The organism is Herbaspirillum sp. CAH-3 (assembly GCF_009668275.1).
Lineage (GTDB): Bacteria > Pseudomonadota > Gammaproteobacteria > Burkholderiales > Burkholderiaceae_D > Herbaspirillum > Herbaspirillum aquaticum.
The window spans coordinates 71,555-96,182 of sequence record NZ_VSWE01000002.1 but is presented as its reverse complement, the minus strand read 5'-3'; the positions used below and the strand labels follow the sequence as shown (position 1 = coordinate 96,182).

The 24,628-nt window shown below is 57.4% G+C and carries 21 protein-coding genes; 13 read left to right on the top strand and 8 right to left on the bottom strand.

What is annotated here, in order from left to right; all coding sequences use genetic code 11:
• The first annotated feature begins 12 nt into the window (after nucleotides 1-12).
• From FYB76_RS03200 to FYB76_RS03140, 13 genes are all read left to right on the top strand, one after another.
• On the top strand, nucleotides 13-1,206 hold the full coding sequence (locus tag FYB76_RS03200; RefSeq protein ID WP_154132667.1) for an alpha-hydroxy-acid oxidizing protein: 1,194 nt from the start codon (nucleotides 13-15) through the stop codon (nucleotides 1,204-1,206).
• 19 nt (nucleotides 1,207-1,225) lie between these two features.
• Nucleotides 1,226-2,308 carry an enolase C-terminal domain-like protein gene (locus FYB76_RS03195; RefSeq protein ID WP_154132666.1) on the top strand — a complete coding sequence of 361 codons (1,083 nt, stop codon included), beginning with the start codon at nucleotides 1,226-1,228 and terminating at the stop codon, nucleotides 2,306-2,308.
• Between the two features lie 69 nt (nucleotides 2,309-2,377).
• Nucleotides 2,378-3,838: a benzaldehyde dehydrogenase gene (locus tag FYB76_RS03190; protein ID WP_370516289.1), complete on the top strand. Its 1,461-nt coding sequence runs from the start codon at nucleotides 2,378-2,380 to the stop codon at nucleotides 3,836-3,838.
• Between the two features lie 106 nt (nucleotides 3,839-3,944).
• On the top strand, nucleotides 3,945-4,853 hold the full coding sequence (locus FYB76_RS03185) for a LysR family transcriptional regulator (RefSeq protein ID WP_154132664.1): 909 nt from the start codon (nucleotides 3,945-3,947) through the stop codon (nucleotides 4,851-4,853).
• Nucleotides 4,854-5,266: 413 nt separating this feature from the next.
• Nucleotides 5,267-6,562, top strand: coding sequence for an MFS transporter (locus tag FYB76_RS03180; RefSeq protein ID WP_154132663.1), 1,296 nt, complete (start codon nucleotides 5,267-5,269; stop codon nucleotides 6,560-6,562).
• 151 nt (nucleotides 6,563-6,713) lie between these two features.
• Complete coding sequence (locus FYB76_RS03175) at nucleotides 6,714-6,875, top strand: hypothetical protein (RefSeq protein WP_229296860.1); 162 nt, start codon at nucleotides 6,714-6,716, stop codon at nucleotides 6,873-6,875.
• A gap of 210 nt (nucleotides 6,876-7,085) precedes the next feature.
• Complete coding sequence (locus FYB76_RS03170; protein ID WP_154132662.1) at nucleotides 7,086-8,450, top strand: Rieske 2Fe-2S domain-containing protein; 1,365 nt, start codon at nucleotides 7,086-7,088, stop codon at nucleotides 8,448-8,450.
• A complete protein-coding gene (benB, locus tag FYB76_RS03165; protein WP_154132661.1) occupies nucleotides 8,447-8,947 on the top strand; it encodes a benzoate 1,2-dioxygenase small subunit in 501 nt (166 codons plus the stop codon). Before FYB76_RS03170 ends, benB begins: the two co-directional genes overlap by 4 nt.
• Before the next feature lie 572 nt (nucleotides 8,948-9,519).
• Nucleotides 9,520-10,509 (top strand): helix-turn-helix domain-containing protein, encoded by a 990-nt coding sequence (locus FYB76_RS03160; RefSeq protein WP_154132660.1) that lies wholly within the window; start codon nucleotides 9,520-9,522, stop codon nucleotides 10,507-10,509.
• A 106-nt stretch (nucleotides 10,510-10,615) separates the two neighbouring features.
• Complete coding sequence (locus FYB76_RS03155) at nucleotides 10,616-11,569, top strand: transporter (RefSeq protein ID WP_154132659.1); 954 nt, start codon at nucleotides 10,616-10,618, stop codon at nucleotides 11,567-11,569.
• A gap of 52 nt (nucleotides 11,570-11,621) precedes the next feature.
• Nucleotides 11,622-12,650, top strand: a complete 1,029-nt coding sequence (locus FYB76_RS03150; protein ID WP_154132658.1) for a carbon-nitrogen hydrolase family protein — start codon at nucleotides 11,622-11,624, stop codon at nucleotides 12,648-12,650.
• Between the two features lie 602 nt (nucleotides 12,651-13,252).
• On the top strand, nucleotides 13,253-14,098 hold the full coding sequence (locus tag FYB76_RS03145) for an ureidoglycolate lyase (protein WP_088757352.1): 846 nt from the start codon (nucleotides 13,253-13,255) through the stop codon (nucleotides 14,096-14,098).
• Between the two features lie 147 nt (nucleotides 14,099-14,245).
• The gene (locus FYB76_RS03140) at nucleotides 14,246-14,998 is read left to right on the top strand and encodes an SDR family NAD(P)-dependent oxidoreductase (protein ID WP_154132657.1); all 753 of its coding nucleotides are present in this window, start codon (nucleotides 14,246-14,248) and stop codon (nucleotides 14,996-14,998) included.
• 156 nt (nucleotides 14,999-15,154) lie between these two features.
• Here FYB76_RS03140 and FYB76_RS03135 read toward each other — a convergent pair whose 3' ends face one another.
• The 8 genes from FYB76_RS03135 to pstS all read right to left on the bottom strand — a co-directional run bounded on the left by FYB76_RS03135 (nucleotide 15,155) and on the right by pstS (nucleotide 24,293).
• On the bottom strand, nucleotides 15,155-16,795 hold the full coding sequence (locus FYB76_RS03135; RefSeq protein ID WP_154132656.1) for a methyl-accepting chemotaxis protein: 1,641 nt from the start codon (nucleotides 16,793-16,795) through the stop codon (nucleotides 15,155-15,157).
• A gap of 450 nt (nucleotides 16,796-17,245) precedes the next feature.
• Complete coding sequence (gene phoR / locus FYB76_RS03130) at nucleotides 17,246-18,562, bottom strand: phosphate regulon sensor histidine kinase PhoR (protein WP_088757349.1); 1,317 nt, start codon at nucleotides 18,560-18,562, stop codon at nucleotides 17,246-17,248.
• A 106-nt stretch (nucleotides 18,563-18,668) separates the two neighbouring features.
• A complete protein-coding gene (locus FYB76_RS03125; protein ID WP_034332673.1) occupies nucleotides 18,669-19,346 on the bottom strand; it encodes a response regulator in 678 nt (225 codons plus the stop codon).
• 93 nt (nucleotides 19,347-19,439) lie between these two features.
• The gene (gene phoU, locus FYB76_RS03120) at nucleotides 19,440-20,150 is read right to left on the bottom strand and encodes a phosphate signaling complex protein PhoU (protein ID WP_154132655.1); all 711 of its coding nucleotides are present in this window, start codon (nucleotides 20,148-20,150) and stop codon (nucleotides 19,440-19,442) included.
• Between the two features lie 179 nt (nucleotides 20,151-20,329).
• Complete coding sequence (gene pstB, locus FYB76_RS03115) at nucleotides 20,330-21,130, bottom strand: phosphate ABC transporter ATP-binding protein PstB (RefSeq protein ID WP_088757347.1); 801 nt, start codon at nucleotides 21,128-21,130, stop codon at nucleotides 20,330-20,332.
• 35 nt (nucleotides 21,131-21,165) lie between these two features.
• Nucleotides 21,166-22,062: a phosphate ABC transporter permease PstA gene (gene pstA, locus FYB76_RS03110; RefSeq protein ID WP_088757346.1), complete on the bottom strand. Its 897-nt coding sequence runs from the start codon at nucleotides 22,060-22,062 to the stop codon at nucleotides 21,166-21,168.
• A complete protein-coding gene (pstC, locus tag FYB76_RS03105; protein WP_370516288.1) occupies nucleotides 22,062-23,099 on the bottom strand; it encodes a phosphate ABC transporter permease subunit PstC in 1,038 nt (345 codons plus the stop codon). The genes pstA and pstC overlap by 1 nt, the downstream gene beginning before the upstream one ends.
• Before the next feature lie 144 nt (nucleotides 23,100-23,243).
• Nucleotides 23,244-24,293, bottom strand: coding sequence for a phosphate ABC transporter substrate-binding protein PstS (gene pstS, locus FYB76_RS03100; RefSeq protein WP_154132654.1), 1,050 nt, complete (start codon nucleotides 24,291-24,293; stop codon nucleotides 23,244-23,246).
• Nucleotides 24,294-24,628: the final 335 nt, after the last annotated feature.

Genomic DNA, 24,628 nt, shown 5'->3' with positions numbered 1-24,628 from the left:
AAGGAAGCAATCATGGCAAAACCAGTCAATGTTGCTGACTATCGGGAATTGGCAAAAAAAAGGCTTCCTAAAATCGTCTTCGACTATCTCGATGGTGGTGCGGAAGATGAATTTGGGCTGGAGAGGAATCGTCGGGAATTCGATAACATCCTCTTCCGCCCACGCCGACTTGTGGATGTGAGCAAGCGCTCGGTGGCTACTGCGCTTTTCGGCAAGCACATCGCCGCGCCCATGGTCATTGCGCCGACGGGCCTTAACGGTATCTTTTGGCCACATGGAGATATTGCGCTCGCACAGGCCGCAGCCCGTTTCGGCATTCCCTTCGCCCTGTCGACGGCATCGACAACCACCATCGAAGATGTGGCGCGCGCAAGCGACGGCGAACTCTGGTTCCAGTTGTACGTGGTTCATCGCAAGCTGGCTGAACTGTTGGTCAAACGTGCTCTTCAAGCTGGATACACGACACTTGTCCTGACAACTGATGTTGGGGTGAATGGCAAGCGCGAGCGCGATATGCGCAACGGCTTCGGCATGCCCATGAAATACACCATGAAGACGGCCATCGACGGGATTCTGCATCCTCGCTGGACGTGGGACCTGCTGACCAACGGGATGCCACAACTGGCAAACTTCGCGAGTGACCAGGTTCAGGATACCGAGCTGCAGGCAGCTCTGATGAGCCGCCAGATGGATGCAAGCTTCTCGTGGTCAGACTTGAAGTGGCTACGTGACATGTGGCCACATAAGCTCTTGGTTAAAGGCCTCAGTCGTGAAGACGACGTAGCGCGTTGCGCTTCGCTAGGTATCGATGGGGTCATTCTTTCGAACCATGGTGGCCGACAGCTCGACAGTGCCATTGCACCCATTCAAGCGCTGCCTCAATCATCCGCAGCAACCCAATTGCCAGTTCTTCTCGACAGTGGAGTACGACGCGGTTCCGACATCGTCAAGGCTGTGGCACTCGGAGCGGACGCGGTCCTTCTTGGTCGCGCTACCCTCTACGGCCTGGCTGCACGCGGACAAACTGGTGTCACCGAAGTACTGAACCTCCTCAAGTCCGAGATTGATACAACCCTTGCTCAAATCGGCTGCGCAGACATCAATGAGCTGGCACGCGACTTCATCTGGGAGGGCGCAAGCGCGACAGAATTGCCACAAGAAGCGATACAAGAAACCAGCACTATGCAACTAGCAGTGAGTCGATAGTCACATTTCAGGATAGAAAATGAACTCAAACGTTACCATCCGTTCGCTTCGCGTTCGTGCCGTCAATGTCCCTTTGGAATATCCCGTCAAAACGGCCGTGGGCATCGTGGCGACATCGCCGCTGATTCTGATTGACTTGGAAACCAGCGCGAATGTTACTGGCCGTGCCTACGTCTTCACCTACACCCCGACAGCGTTGAAGGCCACCGGCCAGATGGTCAAGGACTTGGAGCAAATCCTGGTAGGACAGCCACTGGCGCCCTACGAGCTTGACCGCCTTCTCTGCGCGCGTTTCCGTCTTATCGGAACTACTGGTTTGGTGCGCATGGCGATGGCCGGTATCGACATGGCCGCGTGGGACGCTCTGGCCAAGCTGCATGAGGTTCCTTTGGTGACTCTGCTGGGCGGTACTCCAAAGAAAATCCCTGCATACGATAGTCACAGCATGGACGGCATCGAGGTGGGTAGCAAGCGTGCGGCTGAAGCTGCCGAACGCGGCTACCAGGCAATCAAGACGAAAATCGGCTATCAGACACTCGACGAAGACCTGAAGATTGTACGTACACTGCGTAGCATCATCGGTGACGAGGTGCAGTTGATGGTGGACTACAACCAGGGCTTGACGATTCCTGAAGCGATCCGCCGCGGCAAAGCGCTGGAGCAAGAAAACATTGCCTGGATTGAAGAGCCAACCCTGCAACAGGACTACGAAGGACATGCGGCAATTCGCCAAGCGCTCAACATCCCCGTTCAGATGGGCGAAAACTGGTTCGGTCCAGATGAGATGGCCAAGGCAATCAACGCTGGTGCCTCTGACTTCGCCATGCCAGATTTGATGAAGATTGGCGGCGTCACTGGTTGGCTGCGTGCCGCCGCTCTTGCAGAGCAAAAGGGGATCCCCCTCTCCAGTCATATCTTCCAGGAATTCAGCGCGCATCTGTTGGCCGTGAGCCCAACCTGTCACTGGATTGAACGTATGGACTTGGCTGGCGCAATCACCGAACCAACTCTCCAATTCAAGGATGGTCAGGCCATCGTCCCAGACATGCCAGGGGCCGGCCTCAGCTGGCGCGAAAGTGAGATTGCAAAGTATCTGGTGTAAGTCCGGATATTCCAAAATGAGGGCCGCGAGAGACGGCCTTCGATAAACCCAACAATAGTGAGGAGAATGATGGATACGAAACAATCGCAAAAATGGTCGTCGAAGATTTATTCGAATGGCTGGCAGACTGGCACCGAAAAGCCACACTCTGTCGTAGAACCAGCAACCGGTGAGCAGCTCGGAACGGTCGGCGTGGGATCTTCAGCCGACATCGCGAGGGCTGCTGAGATAGCTGCTGCAGCTCAGCGAGCATGGGCGGAAACGACATTTACGGTTCGCGCAGAAATCTTGCGCAAAGCCGCAAGTTTGCTGCGCCAGCGCGCCGAGGAGTTCACCTACTGGAATATCCGCGAGTGTGGTTCCATTCGCCCCAAAGCGGACTTTGAGTTGGATGCGACTTACGAACAACTGCAAATGGCAGCGGGCATGCTGTTGCAACCAGACGGTCTGATGTACCCGTCGACTATGCCCGGCCGGCTGAACTTCACGCGTCACGTCCCTATAGGGGTAGTTGGCGTAATTTCCCCCTGGAATTTCCCTTTGCTGCTTGGCATGCGTTCAGTAGCACCAGCATTAGCTATGGGTAACTCGGTAATCCTGAAACCGGACGTCCAGAGTGCGATTACCGGTGGTGCACTGATTGCGGAGATTTTTGAAGAAGCCGGCTTGCCGCCTGGTGTATTGCACGTTATCCCAGGTGCAGCTGCAACTGGTGATGCGTTGGTTCGTCATCCCAAGGTGGGCATGATTTCCTTCACCGGCTCGACCGCTGTTGGGCGCCAGATCGGTGCGATTTGCGGCCAGACTCTCAAGAAAGTTTCCCTTGAGCTGGGTGGTAACAATGTGCAGATCGTCTTGGAGGACGCCGACTTGGACGCGGCAGCATCTTCCGGAGCATGGGGCTCATTCCTGCACCAGGGTCAAATCTGTATGCAGACTGGTCGGCATTTGGTCCATAAGTCAGTAGCGAAGCAATATGCCGAGAAGCTGGCTGAGCGCGCGCAACGGCTGCAAGTTGGCAATCCGTTCAAAGACCAGGTTCACCTGGGCCCTCTGATCAACGAGCGTCAACGCGACCGTATCGCAGGAATCGTGAAAAGCAGCGTGGATACTGGCGCCAAAGTCCTGGCCGGTGGTACTTACAAGGACCTGTTCTTCCAAGCGACAGTGTTGGGCGATGTGACGAGCGATATGCCTGTCTTTACCGAGGAAATTTTCGGTCCGGTGGCTCCAATCACCGTGTTTGAAAATGAGGACCACGCAGTTGAACTTGCCAATTCTTCCGAGTACGGCCTGGCTGCAGCAATCCATACCAAATCTGTTGCTCGTGGCATCGCGCTCGCATCACGTGTTCGCGCTGGCATGGTTCACATCAATGACCAGACGGTGAACAACGAATTCCATGTTCCGTTCGGTGGCATGGGTGCATCGGGCAACGGCGGCCGATTTGGCGGCCCGGCCAATTTCCACGAATTTACTCAGACCCAATGGGTTAGCGCTGTTGAAAAAGGTATCCAGTACCCGTTCTAAAACTGGCTTCGGCATCGATTGTTGTGAGCTCTTGAGGAGCTTTTGAGAGTGTCCTCCTCAACGAGGTCACTCTTTTTGGCAAAGAGAGCTTGGGGTTGGAGGCTTCGTGATTCGTGATTTAAGTCAGCTACGTGCCTTTATTGCGATTGCGAGATTAGGAAGCTTGGGGCGTGCCGCTGAATCGCTTCATCTGACTCAGTCGGGACTTACGCGCATCCTTCAGCGGCTGGAGGAGCAGGTAAGTGCGCCATTGTTTGAGAGGCGAGCATCAGGAATGGTACTCACCGCTTATGGGCAAGCATTTGAGCCATATGCATCTCTCATCGTTGGCGAAGCCGACAACGCAATCAAAGAACTGGCAGCACTTCGTGGTTTGGAAAAAGGCTTGATTAAGGTAGGAGCGGTCGGCAGCGCCCTCGCCGGAATTGTGCCGGAAGCCGTCAGCTGTTTGCTATCTCAATGGCCGGGCCTACAAGTTCGAGTCGAAGAAGGGCTAGCCCAGGAATTGGCAGTCTGGCTAGCCAAAGGAGAGATCGACCTTGCAGTGACGTTCTCGATGCCGACCACTGAAGACATTTCATTGGTTGTCGAGAGCAGGCAACAAGAGGGGTGCAAGGTCGTCGCATCTTTAGACCATCCGCTGCGAGCAAAAGGGAAACTCAAAAAGGAGGATTTGCTTGCAGCCAAATGGGTGATGCCACCACGAAAGCTCGGTCCACGGGAGGACTGGCAGCAGTGGTTTTTGGACAGCAATCTTGAGGCTCCACCGGTCACCGTTGAGACCCGGGCTGTGGATGCAATGCGCTCAATGGTCGTGCAGTGCGGATTCTTATCCTGGCTGCCTCAGCTTTTGATTCAATCACCGGCGATAACACATTCGCTCATTTCGCCACTGGTCGTAGAGAGTGAAACATGCATGAGGAGATTTGCTGTGTACCGGCGGAGACATGGCGTCTTGTCCAGCTCCACGGCAAAGCTCCTGGAGGAGCTAAAAAGGATCGTTGGTGCAATGTAGGTGGCGAACGCATGAGTGGCGACATTCCAAACGCGCATGACTTTCGCCCGTAAAGTCATTAGACCCACGAGCGTCTCTTTTGTAATGTCACTTTTTCAATCGCATGGCGAACCACAAAATTGCAGGATAGCCAGAGAGGAGGTTCGGGAGAGCAAAGGCAGCGTAATGAGTATTAGCGATGGCTTGCCACCTTGCTAGTCATTGTGCCGACAAAAAATTAATTGGGGACGATATCGTTTAAGAAGCGGACAAATCATGTTCCGCGGTAGGGCTTGAATTCGGCGAACTGCCGTCTAAGAAATCATCATAAAAACACGCTTCGCCACGCACATCGCAGGGTGAAGGAAAAGAAGAGTTAAATCCTTGCGCTTGGCCGCTCGGACATGACCCACACCACATACACGGAGACTTCAATGAGCACTTCTACAGCCGCCCTTGGGACGGTACCAGAGACGACCGGACTTTACCGGAAGATCACATTCAAAATTCTGCCGTTCCTGCTTATCTGCTACTTCTTTGCTTATCTCGACAGAGTGAACGTAGCGTTTGCAAAGCTGCAAATGGCTCAGCACCTGCAATTCAGCGACGCGGTCTACGGCCTGGGTGCAGGTATCTTCTTTATTGGCTATTTCATTTTCGAAGTACCGAGCAATCTGATGATGGAACGCGTCGGTGCCAAGCGCTGGATTAGCCGCATCATGGTTACTTGGGGCCTTCTCTCCGCAGGCATGGCCTTTGTCACGACTGCAGAGCAGTTCTATGTGATGCGCTTTCTGCTTGGCGCAGCTGAAGCTGGTTTCTTTCCTGGTGTTCTTCTCTATCTCAGCTACTGGTTCCCACCCGCACAGCGTGGACGTGCCATTTCGTTGCTGATGGTTGCAGTGCCAGTCTCAAGTGTCATTGGGTCGCCATTGTCGGGGCTGCTCATGGAACATATGAACGGGTTTCACGCAATGCACGGCTGGCAGTGGTTGTTCCTGGTAGAGGGCGTGCCTGCAGTTGGTTTGGGAATTCTCTGCCTGTTCATGCTGAAAGATAAAGTGGCGGATGCCAAATGGCTCTCGCCTGAGGAGAAAGCGACAATCAAGGCGCAGCTGGCCCAAGACGACAGCAAGAAGGCTACGCATTCGTTTTCGGCTGCGCTCACCAGCGGCCGCTTGTGGCATTTGGCATTTCTCTATTTTTGTATCGCACTGGGCAATCTGGGGGTTGCCTTCTGGCTCCCTAGCCTGTTGAGAGACGCAGGTGTTCAATCGGCCAGTACCATAGGATGGCTTGCGGCGATCCCATTCCTGTTCTCCGCCATTGTCATGGTTCTCGTCGGCCGGTCTGCTGATGCTCGCGCCGAGCGCCGGTATCACTTGGCGATCCCGATGGTCGTTGGTGCACTAGGTCTGGTCCTGGCCAGCTGGATGCCGAATTTGCCCTTGCTCATCCTGATGCTGACTATCGCTACTGCAGGACTGACGACCGCACTGCCCATGTTTTGGCCACTGCCGTCAGCAATTCTCGGCGGGAGCGCCATGGCTGGTGGTTTGGCTGTGCTCAATTCTGCTGGCGCCTTGGCAGGCTTTGTGGGCCCCTCTGCTATTGGCTATATCCGGATGAACTTTGCTGTGCCCTCGCTACCTCTGTGGTTGATGGCCGGCATCGTATTGATCGGTGCACTGACGGTGGCTAGCATTCCAAAGAGCCAAGTGAACCGCTGAAGCTGGTCGGGAAATTCGGTAATCATTCAGCATAAGGCCGCGTTCAATCCGTCTGACCTGAAGAACCTGGCGGGGCCGCAGTTGCTATTGGCCGACCAGCTGAAATGACCAACTTACCCAGAATTTCCCGATGATTCCAGAGGAGACGATGATGACAGCCAAGATTTCCGATACCCCGGAAGTTGAGGATTTTCTGCGCTTGGCCAGTGGTCTCGAGCAGGATGGTGGTAATCCCCGTACCAGGAAAATTGCTCACCGCATTCTGTCCGACCTGTTCAAAGCCATCGAAGACCTGAACGCTAGTGAAGCATGAAGGCAATGCCCGCATCAAGGCTGAAGGGCTGAGTTGCCCGTTCGTCCAAATCGCATTCGATATCAAACTTAGCAAGCTGGTCAACGGGGTCGACAATCAGATTGTCGAACGCCCACGCCTGGCAGCCTGATACACAACCTTAACTACCCCGCCGAACAACACGCCGCTGAAACAGAGGCGGGGCGAGCTGCACCTTGGAGATGATGCACCATGAGCACTATTGCCCCCATTGATAAGTACAACGAGGTAGAGACGTTGCTGGAAACTGCCTTGGAAGACAACAAAGAAAAGGGTGTTTTCCGCTGCCGTCGCGATATCTTCACCAATCCAGAATTGTTCGAAATGGAGATGAAGCACATCTTCGAATCGAACTGGGTCTACCTGGCTCACGAAAGCCAGATTCCAAACAATAACGACTACTACACGACATGGATTGGTCGTCAGCCTGTCGTCATCACGCGCGACAAGAACGGTGAACTGAATGCGCTCATCAATGCCTGTGCTCACAAGGGTGCCATGCTCTGTCGCCGCAAGCACGGTAACAAGAGCAGCTTCACTTGCCCGTTCCACGGTTGGACATTCAGCAATAGCGGCAAGCTGCTGAAGGTAAAAGATGAGAAGAATACCGAGTATCCGGTCTCGTTCAATAAAGATGGTTCGCATGACCTGACCAAGGTCGCTCGCTTCAAAAGCTATCGCGGCTTCCTGTTCGGCAGCCTGAATCCGGAAGTGCTGCCGTTGGAAGAGTACCTGGGAGAGACCCGCGTCATCATCGACCAGATTGTCGACCAAGCGCCAAATGGCTTGGAAGTGTTGCGTGGCAACTCCAGCTACATCTACGACGGTAACTGGAAGATGCAGATGGAAAACGGCTGCGATGGTTATCACGTCAGCACCGTTCACTGGAACTATGCCGCAACCATGGGCCGCCGCAAGGAAGGTGGTACCAGGGCGACGGATGCCAACAACTGGAGCAAGGCGGTTGCTGGCGTCTACGGCTATGAAAATGGCCACATTCTCCTGTGGACCAACACGCTGAATCCAGAGGTTCGTCCTATCTGGAACCAACGTGAAGAACTGGCTAAACGGGTGGGCCAGGAGCGTGCCGACATCATCGTCAGCCAGACTCGCAACCTGTGCATATATCCGAACGTTTTTCTGATGGACCAGTTCGGCACCCAAATCCGTGTTGCGCGCCCTATTGGCGTAGACAAGACCGAAATCAGCATCTTTTGCTTTGGTCCCAAGGGTGAGAGCGCTGCAGACCGCACAACCCGTATCCGTCAGTACGAAGACTTCTTCAACGTCTCCGGCATGGGTACCGCCGACGACCTGGAGGAATTCCGGGCTTGCCAGGCGGGCTATGCCGGTTCCGCTGTTCGATGGAATGACATGAGCCGTGGTGCTCCGTTGTGGATTGAAGGGCCCGATGAAAACGCCAAGAAGATGGGTATGAAGCCGCTTCTCAGCGGAGAGCGTAGTGAAGACGAAGGGCTTTTCATCTGTCAGCACCACTATTGGACGAAAGCAATGCGCAAGGCCATCAAGGAAGTGCGTGAGGGAGCACAGGCATGAGCGCAGTGAACAAAGCTGAATACGGTGCTGTTTGCGCTTTTATCTTTCGCGAAGGTCGTCATCTGGATGACCGGGAATGGGAACCCTGGCTGGAGATGTACGCACCCGACGCGGAATATTGGATGCCGGCATGGGGTGATGACGACCAGCTCACAGAAGACCCGCAGAGCGAAATATCTCTGATTTATTACGCGAATCGCGATGGTCTGGAAGACCGTGTCTTTCGTATCAAGACCGAGCGTTCCAGTGCGTCGATGCCTGAACCACGCACCAATCACATGTTGACCAATGTGGAAGTGATGTCCGAGACCGATGAGGCTCTTGAGGTTCGCTACAACTTCCACACCCTCAGCCATCGGTACAAGTTGACCGACCACTTCTTCGGAACCATCTACGCAACTCTGCGCAAGGTGAACGGCGGCTTCTTGTTTGGTCGGAAGAAGATTGTGTTGAAGAATGATTACATCCGCCAAGTGATTGATGTGTATCACATCTGACGGGAGAAAAAAACAAGATGAGCAGCTATCGCATCACCTTGAACTTGGAGGGTGGCGTCCCGCCTCGTTGACTACAGGGCCAATCAAAAGACAGCAATTGTCTGGGGAATCAATCAAGCATTGGGGCAACAGTCGGCCGCGAGGTCAATCCCGGCTTGCGAGATGGAGTCGCTTGCACGAGATGGTCAAAGCAGATAGACAGTGTTCGGCTAACACTTTCTGATTGCTGGTGAAGAGTCTGGCGACTTCTCCAGATACACGTTTGCGATTGCGCTCTCTATTTCCACAGCGAAATAAGACACGTGGTGCTTTTCTGGCGGACCGATGAGCTTTCGGAAAGAAAAGCGAAGTTGCTGGTGAATTTAGATGCTGCACTGCCGGGGCGTACTTCTCCGGTAGAACAACTCATTTTTGGTGCATTGACCTCCAAACCTGGGCATTTCGGTGGGAAGAGTTTTCAAAGTTGTCTGAAAATCGCAGAACAATTGACCGAGCATTGCAGCATCAAAACCAAAGTGTATAGGAACGTTTTTTGCTATGTTCTGTGTGACTGTCTTGGTGAGGATTAGGCCATGAGAAAGCAAATATCTACGACGGAGTTACCGACGTCCCAGCGCTTCAGGTTCTGGAGCGAAGTAGTCGATAACTACTTCGTCAAACTCGATTGTCGGATCGAACCGGTTCCAACAGAGAAAGCCAAAGATGGATTGGTGGCTCAGTTGAACCACGCTCAATTAGGCTCTCTTGACCTGCTTGAGGTGCAAGCGCATCCGCAAACAGTCGTGCGGAATCCTTTGCGCGGCCAGGATGAAGACTACTTTCTCTTCCATCTGCAGACCCAAGGTGACTGTCAAATCATCCAAGATGACCGAAAAATCGTCATCAGGCCTGGTGAGATGGCAATGTACGATACCCGGCGCCCCTATCAGGTTTCGCTTCGTGAGGAATTCCGGATGCGGACAGTGCGGATTCCAGTCGAGCTTTTGCGCCTCCAACTTCCTCATCCTGAGCGTCTTGTCGCCTCTCCAGTTCTTCCCCAAGGATTTGTAGGGCGATTTTTGGGCAAGACGATCAATAGTCTTTTCGACGAACATCAAGACATACCCCAAGAGCAAGGAAGTGCGCTTGCAAAAGCAACTGTGGAAATGGTGGCATTAGGGTTGCAGTCCGTGCTTCCTGCTGATGAAGCATTGTCTTCTTCTCGTATGTGCCAATACCATCTTGAACGAATCAAACATTGCATCTCGTGCCATTTGGGAAATGCAGAGTTGAATGTCGAATGGCTTGCTTTACGCCTCAGAATGTCGGTGAGCTCTATTCATAGGGCATTTGAATGTGAGTCTCAGACGGTCACTGAATACATTTGGAACAAGAGACTTGATGCTTGCAAAGAAGCTCTCGCGAACCACAAACTGCAACGAAGATCGATTAGTGACATCGCCTATGACTGGGGATTTTCCAGCAATGCGCATTTTAGCCGGGCATTCAAGCGCTATACCGGCATGAGCCCGCGGGACTTCAAAGCGGGTGCGATGCAGTCCAACGGACGCTCTTCCCTTTGAATTTCTCAGCCCTACATTTAAGGACAAGTTTGCTGAGATAACCGGTCAATTTTCAACCCATCACTCCTTTTAAACTTTTTTGCGCGGCGTTAGTTGGCAAACGTCTTTGTCGCAAATCAAGTCAATCAAAAAGGGAGAGATTATGGGAAGCTTTAATGCGATGCTGCCACGTGTCACCGTAGCCAGCATCAAGAAGAATTTTATTCGCAGCGCTGCAGCGCTCATCCTTCTGGCCAGTGGGATCGCATCTGCCGGTGTCGTGACCACCACACCAGGCGACAACGAGCCGCTTCCCCCAGGGACCGATTTAGCTCTCCTCTATTACCAACATGCTGAACGCGACCGCGTAAATGTCAACGGTCGTTCAGCTGTGCCAGACTTCCGCCTGACCAGCGATATCGCCTTGGCTCGTTTCGTCCACTGGACCACGCTGGGTGGTTTCGTCGTGACCCCTCAAGTCATTCTTCCTTTCGGACGTCTGGATATGCGTGGCGCTGGCAACCAGACTGTGAGCGGAATGGGCGACCCCATGTTCGGTAGCAATATCTGGCTGTACAACAACAAAGAGAGTGAGCGCTATTTCAGTCTTGGCGGCTACTTCGCAATTCCGGCGGGTAGTTATGACGCGGCAAAGGCTTCGATGAATTTGGGCGAGAACCGCTGGAAGGGTGTTCTCGAAGTGAACTGGGTACAAGCCATCATCAGCAAGGTTCTGTACGCTGAAGCCACTCTCGAATTCGACAAATTCGGCGACAACAATAACTACGCCGGTGCTCGGCTCCGTCAAGACAATGTATATGAGATACAGACTCACCTGCGTTACATCCTCAATGACAAGAACCAACTGGGCGTCAGCTATTTCCATACTATCGGTGGCGAGACCTACTTGAATGGCGTGGCACAGAACGACCGCCAGACCTCCGACCGCGCGCTGCTCACTTGGACCCATTTCCTGCAGCCGCGGCTGCAGCTCCAATTCCAAGGCGGGACCGATATCCATGTGAAGAACGGGCCGCAGGAAAACTGGCGCTTGAATTTCCGTATCGCCCGCGCTTTCTAAGAGCCAGCAGACATTCCATCTTCAACTTGGCCAATTCTATTCAAGGCAAATCATGACCATTCAAGTAAAAACAAAATACAAAGTCGCAGTGGTTCAGGCAGCACCAGAATTCCTGGACCTGGAAAAAGGCATCGTCAAAGCGATCAAGCTCATCGATGAAGCCGCGGACGCTGGAGCGTCGCTCATCGCTTTCCCGGAAGTATGGTTACCGGGCTACCCATGGTGGATTTGGCTCGATTCGCCGGCTTGGGGTATGCAGTTTGTTCGGCGTTACTTCGAGAACGCTCTGGTAATCGGCAGTGAGCAGTTCGAACGCATTTGCGCGGCAGCCGCTCGCCGGAAGATCCACGTGGTCCTCGGCTTTGCCGAACGAGATGGCGGTACGTTGTATCTGGCGCAGGCAATCATTGACGATGCAGGCAAGGTCATATCGACACGTCGCAAGCTCAAGCCAACCCATGTCGAGCGCTCGGTCTACGGTGAAGGTGACGGTAGCGACCTCGCCGTGCACGACAGTGCCTTGGGCCGTATCGGTGCTTTGTGCTGTGCCGAACACGTCCAGCCGCTGTCGAAGTACGCGATGTATTCGCAGCACGAGCAGATTCACGTTGCTGCGTGGCCGAGCTTCTCTGTCTATAAGGGCGCAGCATTTCAGTTGAGTGCGGCGGCAAACAATGGCGCAAGCCAATTGTATGCGGTTGAAGGTGGTTGCTTCGTGCTCGCGCCTTGTGCAACCGTCTCAAAAGAGATGTTGGAAATGCTGATTGATAACCCTGCCAAGGCACCGTTGCTACAAGAGGGTGGCGGCTTTGCCATGATTTACGGACCCGATGGCGCGCCTTTGTGTGAACCCATTCCTGAAACCCGAGAGGGTCTGCTTTATGCCGATGTCGATTTGGGAATGATTGGCGTTGCCAAAGCTGCGTATGACCCTGTAGGTCACTATTCGCGCCCGGACGTTCTACGTCTGCTGTTTAACCGCAAGCGCGTGCAACGTGTTGAAATCGTGGCTGACGAACGTAGCTCCATTCAGTCTCCAGACGACGAAACGGAGGGCGTAGAGACTGCCCCGGAAACTTAAGACATGTTTTTTTGTTGAACGTCTTTTAGAGGGAGCTTTACGCTCCCTCTTTTTCTTCCATCATGTCAGAGCAGGCCAGCCTCTATAGGCAGTCTTTGAAAAGCATAGCAACTATATGGGGCAGCCTTACCATCCTGTACGCACAAAAAATAGGCAATACGAACGGGCTCGGAAAGATGGAATTTGCATGTCGACATGGAGTGAATGAGCAGTACTTTTACCGAGAAAGTATTTCTCGCCGCGCTCCCTGAATTTCAATTGAGGTGTTCAAGTGGCACCTTCTCGAATTATTCTTTCTCCGAACGACGAGATGTTTTTCAGCTTAGAAGTCCTGGCCGACAATTGCACTTCGAACCTAATCTATTAATTTTATTGAGTTGAAATTCAACTCATCATTAAACCTGTCAACTTGCAATTCTCAAATACGCGGGAACTCATCTTCCCTCAATGCGTATCCAAACTCTATTGGTCTTACCAATAAACTGGTAATATCGTGCTTCCCAAAACGACAGTGTCCCGCATGTCGCTGGTCCTCGGCAGCCTGAGGCCGCGCCACGGCACCGCGCTGTCATCCAGAGACAAATTTTCTCAAAGGAAACACGATGAAATTACTGCGTTACGGCCCGGTGGGGCAGGAAAAGCCCGGCATCCTCGACCAATCCGGCAAGATCCGCGATCTGTCCGCCTACATCAAGGACGTCAACGGTGCCGTACTGGATGACGCTTCCCTGGACAAGATCAAGAAGCTCGACCTGGAAAGCCTGCCCGCCGTGGAAGGCTCGCCGCGCATCGGCGCCTGCGTGGGCAACATCGGCAAGTTCATCTGCATCGGCCTGAACTACGCCGATCACGCCGCCGAATCCAACCTGCCCATCCCGGCAGAACCGGTGGTGTTCAACAAGTGGACCTCCGCCGTGGTCGGCCCCAATGACGACGTCAAGATCCCGCGCGGGTCGAAAAAGACCGACTGGGAAGTCGAACTGGGCGTGGTCATCGGCAAGGGCGGCACCTATATCGACGAGAAGGACGCCATGTCCCACGTGGCCGGCTATTGCGTGGTCAACGACGTCTCCGAGCGCGAATACCAGATCGAACGCGGCGGCACCTGGGACAAGGGCAAGGGCTGCGATACCTTCGGCCCCATCGGCCCCTGGCTGGTCACCCGCGATGAAGTCGCCGACCCGCAAAAGCTGGGCATGTGGCTGGAAGTGGACGGCAAGCGCTACCAGAACGGCAACACCAGCACCATGATCTTCGGCGTGGCCCACATCGTCTCCTACCTGTCGCGCTTCATGAGCCTGCAGCCAGGCGACGTCATCTCCACCGGCACGCCGCCGGGCGTGGGCATGGGCGTCAAGCCGGAAGCGGTCTACCTGCGCGCCGGCCAGACCATGCGCCTGGGCATCGACGGCCTGGGCGAACAGCAGCAGAAGACCATCGACGCCTGACCCACAACGGTCGCCGCGTCACCCCGCGCTGCCATCCGGCGGCGCGGTTGCATCTCCATCGACATCCACAAGAACAAGAACGACCATGCGCGGGCGCATGTCCGCCTGCGCGATCCAATAGACCGCAACAGGGAAGGAGAAGACACAATGAATCACTACGATTTCCAGGGCCGCAGCGCCATCATCACCGGTGGCGCCCAGGGCTTCGGCTATGCCGTGGCCGAACGCCTGCTGCAAGGGCGCGCCAAGGTGGTGCTGTGGGACATGGACGAAAAAGCGCTGGCCGAGGCCCGCGCCAAGCTGGAGCCGCTGGGCCATGTTGAGACCATCCGCGTCGACATCTCCAGCCAGGGCGATGTCCAGCAAGCCATTGAAGCGACCGAAAAACTCACCCAGTCCATCGACATCCTGGTGCATAGCGCCGGCATCGCCGGACAGAACAATCCGGTGGCGGACTACTCGCCCGAAGAGTGGCGCCGCGTGATCGACATCGATCTCAACGGGGCCTTCTACGTCAACCAGGTGGTGGTCCAGCGCATGATCGCGCAGAACTACGGGCGCATCGTCAACATCGCCTCCATCGCCGGCAAGGAAGGCAATCCGACCGCCTCGGCCTACAGCGCGGCCAAGGCCGGCATGATCGCCCTGACCAAGAGCCTGGGCAAGGAAACGGCTACCCGCAACATCGCCGTCAACGCCATCACCCCGGCGGCCGCACAGACCCGCATCCTGGAGCAATGCACCCAGGCCCACATCGACTACATGCTCTCCAAGATCCCGCGCGCGCGCTTCGTGAAGGTGGAGGAGCTGGCAGCGATGGTGGCGTGGCTGGTGTCGGAGGAAAATTCCTTCACCACCGCATCCGTGTTCGATCTGTCGGGCGGACGCGCGACCTACTGAGGGCGCGGGGGCTCGGTCCCCGACCCTGCCCTGTGGAGGTGCAGCAGATTGTTTCACCTGCCTCGCTACCACCGGGTTGACGGCCTGCCAAAACAAAGAACCCGCCAGGATATGCATGGCGGGTTCTTTGTTTAGGGCGTCAGTTTTGTCGGGATATCAGCGCAAGGCCGGTCGCGGCGGCGTGATGTCCACTGCCACGCGGCTGGCCACTTCTTCGCTGCCATAACCCACCTGGTCCTGCGCCAGTACCTTGAACTGGCTCACCACCTCGGACAGGCGCGCGGCCTGCTCCTGCATGGCTTCGGCGGCGGCGGCGGCTTCTTCGACCAGCGCCGCGTTCTGCTGCGTGGTCTGGTCCATGTCGGTGATGGCCAAGTTGACCTGGCTGATGCCGTCGCTCTGCTCGCTGCTGGCAGCAGTGATCTCGGAGACGATGTCGGCGACCTGGCGCACGCTGGCCACCACTTCATCCATGGTCGTGCCGGCACGCTCCACCAGTTCGCTGCCGGAGCCGACCTTGGCCACGGAGTCATCGATCAAGGTCTTGATTTCCTTGGCGGCCGAGGCCGAACGCTGGGCCAGCGAACGCACTTCGGAGGCCACCACTGCAAAGCCCCTGCCCTGCTCGCCGGCTCGGGCTGCTTCGACCGCTGCGTTCAAGGCCAGGATGTTGGTCTGGAAAGCAATGCCGTCGATGACGCTGATGATGTCGACGATCTTGCGCGAGGATTCGTTGATCGAGCCCATCGTGGAAATGACCTGCGACACCACTTCCCCACCCTGCTGCGCCACCGACGAAGCCGACGCCGCGAGCTGGTTGGCCTGGCGTGCGTTGTCGGCGTTCTGCGCAACGGTGGAGGTGAGTTCTTCCATGGCTGATGCGGTTTCCTCCAGCGCACCGGCCTGGCGCTCCGTGCGGGCGGAGAGGTCGAGGTTGCCGGTGGCGATCTCGCGCGAGGCAGTACCGATGGCATCGGTGCCGCTGCGCACCTGGCCGACGATGCGGGCCAGGTTGACGGTCATGGCGTGCAGGGCGTGCATGAGCTTGCCCGTTTCATCCTTGCGGGCGATCAGGTTGTCATCGACGCGGGTGGTGAGGTCTCCGGCCGCCACGGCTTCAGCCACATTGACCGCCTTCTCCAGCGGCCGCGTGATGCCCAGCGCCAGGCTGCGCGCAAACAGCCAGCCCAGTACCACCTGCAGGATGGCCAAGCCGATCATGAGGTTGCGGCTTTCTTGGTAGACCTGCTGGATGCCCTTGGCCACCTGGTCAATGTTGGCACGCTGCAGGTTGAGCAACTGCTGCAGCAAATCCAGATAGCCCTTGGCTGCCACGTCAAAGGGGCCGGCCAGGATCTTGGCGGCTTCCTCGGCGTTGCCGTCGGCCTTGGCCTTGGAGATGGCATCGCGATGCTTGATGTAATCCTTGCGCACCTCGCCCAGCTTGGCGAAGACGGCTTTCTCCTCGGGCGACTCGATCAGCGCTTCGATGGCCTTCTGTTGCTCGGTGGACATGCGGCTGGCTTCGGCCGCGTCGGCGGCGAAGAAGCTGGCCAGGCTGGGATCGGCGCTCTTGGCAATGGCCGTGGTGCGGCGCACGCTGGTGTGAATGGTGCGATACCAGTCGGAGACCATGCGTTCCTTGGTCAGCGGCTCGTGCATCATCTCGTCGGTGGCTGCGGCGATGCCTTGCAGGCGCCAGATCGAGAGTGCGACCACGACGCTGGCAGCGGCCAGGATCACGGCAAATCCTACGCCCAGGCGGCGCCCGATTTTCATGTTGGCGAAATAGCTCATCGTTTTCTCTTTTGCGCAGTAGGTGGAAAGGCAAACCGGGCCATGCTGCAGACCGGGTGTTGACACTTCGGTACATGGTGCGACGAATACCGTCGCGGCGCGATCAGGGTTTTCCTGACAACAAGCTTTCAGCACGACAACGGGATGACCGCCGCCGGTTCAATGACGGATACCGTACACAGGGCGTCATGCGCCGTATGCGCGGCAGGAATGCAAAGCCCGCCTGAGACTCGCATTGCTCCGGGGCGTGCGGATTCCCCACAGACGGCAGGGCCCGGCGAGGCGCCATTGTTGCCGGGAAGACAGAGAAGCGGGCATTCGTAATTTCACTTACTGACGATGTGTCAGCGTTGAGCTATGGCGCCATGGTACGCCGCTGTCTTCAATTCAAAGATGAAAAAAGGATGCCGAAGCATCCTTTCCAATTCCGTTTGAACGACTCTGCAAGGATCAGGGCTGCGGCTGCGCCGCGTAGTCCTCAATGGTCTGGGTGGCCGGGAAGTGCACGGTGAAGGTGCTGCCATGATCTGGCACCGAGGCGATCTCCAGCGTGGCATGGTGGCGCAGCAGCACGTGGCGCACGATGGCCAGGCCCAGGCCGGTGCCCTGGGTCTCGCGCGAGCGGCTCTTGTCGACGCGATAGAAACGTTCGGTCAGGCGGGAGATGTGTTCGGGGCTGATCCCGATGCCGGTATCCTGCACCGCGAAATGGGCGCCCTGCTCGTCACTCTGCCAGCGCAGCGTGATGGTGCCGCCTTCCGGGGTATAGCGCACGGCATTGGTGACCAGGTTGGTGAAGGCGCTGCGCAGTTCGTCGGCATTGCCCTTGAGGTCGGGCCCGTCGACCACCAGGCGGATGTCATGCTTGCCCGCCGACAGCGCGCGGCCTTCCTCGGCGATGCGCTCCAGCAGCGGGCGCACGCGCAGCACTTCGGAACGCAGCGGGTAGTCGATCGACTCCAGGCGCGTCAGCGTGAGCATGTCGTCGATCAGGTTCTGCATGCGCTGGCCCTGCTCGGTCATGAGCTTCAGGTGGGCCATGCGGGTGGACTCATCCAGGTTCGGCTGGGCCAGCGCAATTTCCAGGAAGCCGTTGATGACGGTGAGCGGCGTACGCAATTCGTGCGAGGCATTGGCCACGAAGTCACGACGCATCATGTCGATGCGCTGCGATTCGGTGACATCGTGGGTGACCAGGATCTGCCTGCGGTTCTCGAAGGGAATGATCTGGATGATCAGCTTGCGCTCGTGCAGGGCCAGCGTGAGCGGCTGCTCGTAGCGGCCCAGGATGATGTAATCGATGAAGGCCGGGTTGCGGATCAGGTTGGTGACCCGCATGCCCTTGTCGCGGTCCAGCTTCAGGCCCAGGTGCGCCTGTGCGGCGGGGTTGCACCATTCAAGGAAGAGCACATCATCCATGATCACCACGCCATCCGGCAGCAGGCTCATGGCCTGGCGGAAGCGCGCCAGCCACTCGGCCAGTTCGGCCTGGTTCTTTTCATCGTCGCGGCGCATGCGGTACAGGCGCGCATAGACATCGGTCCAGGCGCCCCAGCCATCGGGCAGGCGCGACTGGCCGGAATCATCCAGCCAGGTCGAAAGGCGCAGCAGGTAGTGGAGATGGGCAATCATCATCGCGCCCACGCCCAGTACCGCCGTGACCAGTCCGATGATGGGACCGAAGAAGAAACCGACGACTCCCGCTCCGGCCAGGCACAACACCAGGCGCAATACAGCAGGAATCCAGAACAAAAGTTGTGGACTCATTGATTTGACAGATAAATCTGGGAAGCGCCCGCGCGCCGAATTTGTAATTTTCCTGATTATGAACGACGCGGGCTGGTTTGGTCTTTGATCTTTATTTGCCTGATCTTTATTTGGTCGAGAGCATGTAGCCCACGCTGCGCACCGTCTTGATGAGGTACTCGGCATCGCGCAGGGCCTTGCGCAGGCGCAATACGTGGACGTCCACGGTGCGCTCCTCGATCACCACGTGGTCGCCCCAGACGCGGTCGAGCAGCTGGCTGCGCGAGAACACGCGGTCAGGATGCGCCAGGAAAAACTTCAGCAGCTTGTATTCAGCGTGACCGATATCGATGCGTGCACCCGACAGGCTCACCGAGCAGCTGGCCGGATCGAGCGTGACCGGACCGGCCGACATCACTTCCTGGGCATGCTCCGGGCTCTTGCGGCGCAGCAGTGCCTTGATGCGCGCGGTCAGTTCGCGCGGCGAGAAGGGCTTGGTGATGTAGTCGTCGGCGCCGTTGTCGAGGCCGGCGATCTTGTCTTCTTCCATGCTCTTGGCGGTGAGCATGATGACCGAGAGCTGCTGCAGCTGGCGGTCGGCGCGGATGCGCGAGAGCAGGTGCAGGCCGCTGCGGTCCGGCAGCATCCAGTCCAGCAGTACCAGTTGCGGAGCGCGGTGCTGGACGAAGTCCCAGGCCGCGGCCGCGTTGGAGACGACGAAACTGGACCAGCCTGCCTCCTTCAAGGTGAAGGCAATCAGTTCGGCGATGGAGGGTTCGTCTTCGACGATGAGGATAGTGGTCATGATATTCGGGCTGGTAAGCAGTATCGCGGGTCTCCCCTCCGCAATCCGGTGCTGGCAGCGCTTCCCCCGCTGCCAGCACCGGTGCCGTCGTGCTTAGTCTTCTTCGTCCAGGGCGGACTTGGCCGAACCGAAATCGGTATGGCGGATGTCCTTGCCACCGACCACGTAGACCACGTATTCAGCGATGTTCTTGGCGTGGTCGCCGATGCGTTCGATGGCCTTGGCCACCCACAGGGTATCGATGGAACCGGAGATGGTGCGCGGGTCTTCCATCATGAAGGTGATGAGGCTGCGGGTGATGGAGCGGAAGCCGTGGTCGATGCGCTCATCCTGCTTGATGAGTTCAGCGGCCTGCTGGTCATCCAGGCGGGCGAAGGCGTCCAGGGCGCTGCGCAGTTGGTCCATGGCCTGCTCGGCGATCAGGCTTACGGTTTCGTAGTGCGAGACCAGGCCGATACCGCGCTTGTGCAGGTGGATGGCGGTACGGGCGATCTTGGTCGCCTCGTCGCCCACGCGTTCCAGGTCGGTGATGATCTTGATGGTTGCCATGACGGTACGCAGGTCATTGGCGGTCGGCTGGCGGCGCACGATGAGGTGGCTGCAGGCGTCGTCGAGTTCGACTTCGAGGCGGTTGACGGCTTCGTCGCCCTTCATCACGCGATGGGCGACATCGAGGTTGCCGTTGCGGAAGGCTGCAATCGCGTCCTGGAACTGGTGTTCCACCATGCCGCCCATGGCGAGCACCTTGGAGCGGATCTGCTCCAGATCCTGGTCATACTGTTTGGAGGAATGATCGCCGGTCATGTGACGTCCCTAAAAAGAATTTCTATAAATAATTTATACAGTGCAATGACTACGGTTCGGGGTGCGGCATGGGCGTAGCGAGCAATCCCGAGGTCTGCGGGAGAAGCGCAGCCGTACTGGGGTACGGCGAGCATCGCAGCGCAGAGATCGGGATGCGCAGTAGCCCAGGCCGCACCCTATTAGCCAAAGCGGCCGGTGATGTAGTCTTGGGTTTCCTTGCGCACCGGATTCATGAAGATCTGGTCGGTCTCGCCAAACTCCACCAGCTCACCCAGGTACATGTAAGCGGTGTAATCCGAGCAGCGCGCCGCCTGCTGCATGTTGTGGGTCACGATGGCGATGGTGTAGTCGTTCTTGAGCTCACCGATCAGCTCTTCCACCTTGGCCGTCGAAATCGGGTCCAGTGCCGACGTCGGTTCATCCAGCAGCAGCACTTCCGGCTTCACGGCCACGCCGCGTGCGATACACAGGCGCTGTTGCTGGCCGCCGGAGAGCGACAGGCCGCTCTTGTGCAGCTTGTCCTTGACTTCACCCCACAGGGCCGCCTTGTTCAAGGCCCATTCGACGCGCTCATCCATCTCGCCCTTGGGCAGGTTTTCATACAGGCGGATACCGAAGGCGATGTTGTCGTACACCGACATCGGGAACGGGGTCGGTTTCTGGAACACCATGCCGACCTTGGCGCGCAGCATGTTCAGGTCCTGGCCCGCTTCGAGGATGTTGTTGCCGGCATAGATGATCTTGCCCTCGGCGCGCTGGCCGGGGTACAGGTCATACATGCGGTTGAAGGTGCGCAGCAGCGTCGACTTGCCGCAGCCGGAGGGGCCGATGAAGGCGGTCACCTTGCCTTCGTAGATGTTCAGGTTGATGTTCTTCAAACCCTGGAATCCGCCGTAGTAGAAGTTCAGTTGCGAAACTTCCAGCGTGGCCTTCTGGGCCGCAGCGGCGTTGAGAGGTGCGGTCGAAGCGTGGCTTGCCATTTGATGAGCAGTAGTCATGTCGGTCACTTGGAGAATTAGCCGGGGATTTGTTGTTTGAACAGGGTGCGCGAGAGCACGTTGAGCAGCAGCACGCTGAAGGTGATCAGCAAGGCGCCGCCCCATGCCAGCGAGACCCAGTTGTCATACGGGCTCATGGCGAACTGGTTGATCACCACCGGCAGGTTGGCGATCGGACGGTTCATGTTGGTGCTGAAGAACTGGTTGTTCAGGGCGGTGAACAGCAGCGGAGCGGTCTCACCCGAGATACGCGCCACGGCCAGCAGCACACCGGTCACCACACCGGCCTTGACGGCACGCAGGCGCACGATGATGGCCACCTTCCAGCGCGGCGCACCCAGGGCGAAGGCGGCTTCGCGCAGGCCGTTGGGCACCAGCTTCAACATGTTGTCGGTGGTCCTCACCACCACCGGAATGGCGATGAGCGAAATGGCGAAGGTACCGGCCCAGCCCGAGAAGTGGTTCACGTTGGCCACGTAGATGGCGTAGATGAAGAGGCCAATGACGATCGACGGTGCCGACAGCATGATGTCGGTGACGAAGCGGGTGACCTGGGCCAGCTTGCTTTCCTCGCCGTATTCCGCCAGATAGACGCCGGCCAGGATGCCGATCGGGGTGCTGATGATGGTGCTGATACCGACCATCAGCAGCGAGCCGACGATGGGGTTCAGCAGGCCGCCGCCGGCATCGCCCGGACCAGGCGTGTTTTCGGTCAGCAGGCCCAGGTTCAGGGCTGCCACGCCCTTGAACACCAGGGTCAGCAGGATCCAGGCCAGCACGAACAGGCCCAGGCCCATGGCCAGGAAGGAGAACAGCATGCCCATGCGATGCTGCATCAGGCGACGGCGATACACGGGGTTCATGGCTTGCGCCTGGTCGGTGCTTTTCACACCGGCTTGTACGGTCTGGCTCATTATTTGGATCCTTCCTTGCGGGTCATGCCCATGAGCATGATCTTGGCGGCGGACAGAACGATGAAGGTGATGACGAACAGGATCAGGCCCAGGGCAAACAGCGAAGACACGTGCAGCTTGCTGGAGGCTTCGGCGATTTCATTGGCCAGGGTGGAAGCAATCGAGTTGCCGGCAGAGAACAGCGACCAGGACAGGCGGTGCGAGTTGCCGATCACGAAGGTGACCGCCATGGTCTCGCCCAGCGCACGGCCCAGGCCCAGCATCACGCCACCGACCACACCGGTCTTGGTATAGGGCAGCACCACCTTGCGCACCACTTCCCAGCGGGTGCAGCCGAGACCGTAGGCCGATTCCTTCAGCACTGCAGGGACGACTTCAAACACGTCGCGCATCACCGAGGAGATGAAGGGGATGATCATCACCGACAGGATCAGGCCGGCGGTCAGGATGCCGATGCCCATGGTCGGGCCGGAGAACAGCACGCCGATGCCGGGGATCTGGCCCAAGGTAGCCTTCAGGAAGGGCTGGCCGTATTCGGAGAACAGCGGCGCGAACACGAACAGGCCCCACATGCCGTAGATGATGGAGGGCACGCCCGCCAGCAGTTCCACGCAGGTGCCCAGCGGGCGGCGCAGCTTGGCGGGGCAGATTTCGGTCAGGAACAGGGCGATGCCGAAACTGACCGGGAAGGCGATCAGCAAGGCGATGATCGAGGTCGACAGCGTGCCGACGATGGCGATCATGGCGCCGAATTCGTTATTGGTCGGATCCCATTCGACGCGCGTGATGAAGCCCGGGCCAAAGGCCTGGAACGCCGGTGCGGCACCGATGATGAGGGAAACGATGATCCCGCCCAGCATCAGCAGCACGGACAGGGCGAAGATCAGGGTGATCTTGTGGAAAAAGAAATCCTGCAGACGCTGGTGGCGCATGACGACCATCAGCTTCTCGCGCGCCGCTTGCGCGCTTTCAGTCTCTGTCGGGGATTTTTTGACTTCGGTATTCGACATTGCCGTGGTGGAATAATTAGCGCTCATTTGAATTCACCATTAAAACGGGCCATCGCCGCGAATGCTCTGTGCTCCAGAGTTGCTCGTTCTCGCTGCGATGACCCGAATGCTCCGTAGGGGAGAGGCTGCTGTGGCCGGATGTTCATGGCATCCGGCCGGACTGGGCTTGGCTTACCAGAGTGCCTTGCCGCTGCTGTCCTTGACGTTGCTCTTCCAGGAATCTTCCACCAGCTTGGTGACCGAATCCGGCAGGGGCACGTAGTCCAGTTCAGCAGCAACCTTGCCGCCGTTCTTGTAGGCCCAGTCGAAGAACTTCAGGACTTCGCGGCCCTTGGCGCCATCGCCAGCCTGTTCCTTGTGCAGCAGGATGAAGGTGGCGCTGGAGATCGGCCACGATTCCTTGCCGGCGGCATCGGTGAAGTCAACAGCGAAGCCCGGGGTCTTGGCCCAGTCGCCAGCGGCGGTAGCGGCCTTGAAGGTGGAATCGTCCGGGGAGACGAAGTTGCCATCCTTGTTCTTCAGCTGGGTGTAGTTCAGCTTGTTCTTCTTGACGTAGGCGTACTCGACGTAGCCGATGGCGCCCTTGACCTTCTGCACGTTGGCGGCAACGCCTTCGTTACCCTTGCCACCCACGCCGGTGGGCCACTTCACGGCAGTACCAGCACCGATCTTGCTCTTGAAGTCAGCGTTGGCCTTGGACAGGTAGGAGGTGAAGACGTAGGAGGTGCCCGATGCGTCCGAACGGTAGACGACGGTGATGTCTTCATTGGGCAGCTTCACGCCCGGGTTCAGCGCGGTGATTTCAGCGGCGTTCCACTTGGTGATCTTGCCGGCGTAGATGTCGCCCAGCACCTGGCCCGACAGCTTGATCTGGCCGGGGGTCACGCCGTCCAGGTTGACCACGGGGACCACACCACCGACGACGGCGGGGAACTGGGTCAGGCCGGCTTCAGCCAGTTCGCTCTGCGGCAGCGGGGCGTCGGAGGCGCCGAAATCGACGGTCTTGGCCTTGATCTGCTTGATACCACCGCCCGAACCGATGGATTGGTAGTTCAGGCTGTTGCCGGTGGCGGCCTTGTACAGCTCAGCCCACTTGGCGTAGACCGGGTACGGGAAGGAGGCGCCAGCGCCGGTGATTTCTGCTGCATGCGCGGCACCGCTGAAAGCGAAAGCGCCAGCCACTGCGATTGCAACAGACTTGATCAGATGGTTAAAACCCATTTCTGCTACTCCTATGATTTTGAAGAGAGGACGGTCACCGAGAAACATCACATCGGGAGGGATGACTTTCGAGACAGGGCGAACTTTAACCAGCTAATGTGACGAGTTTATGACCCGAACTTGTCATCCAGTCCAGATTGCACAGGCCCCTGCGCCGCGTTGCAGCAGACCCTCAACAGCGCGCCCGAACCGCCCGAAAAGCCGCATGCCACGCGCAGTGCGGCTTTCCTGACAATTTGATGTCACGGTCCGCGCAGGCCAATGCAAAGGGTTGCCTCGCGACAAATATGATTTTGTCATCATATAAAGATGGATTTATACTGATCCAAATGTGA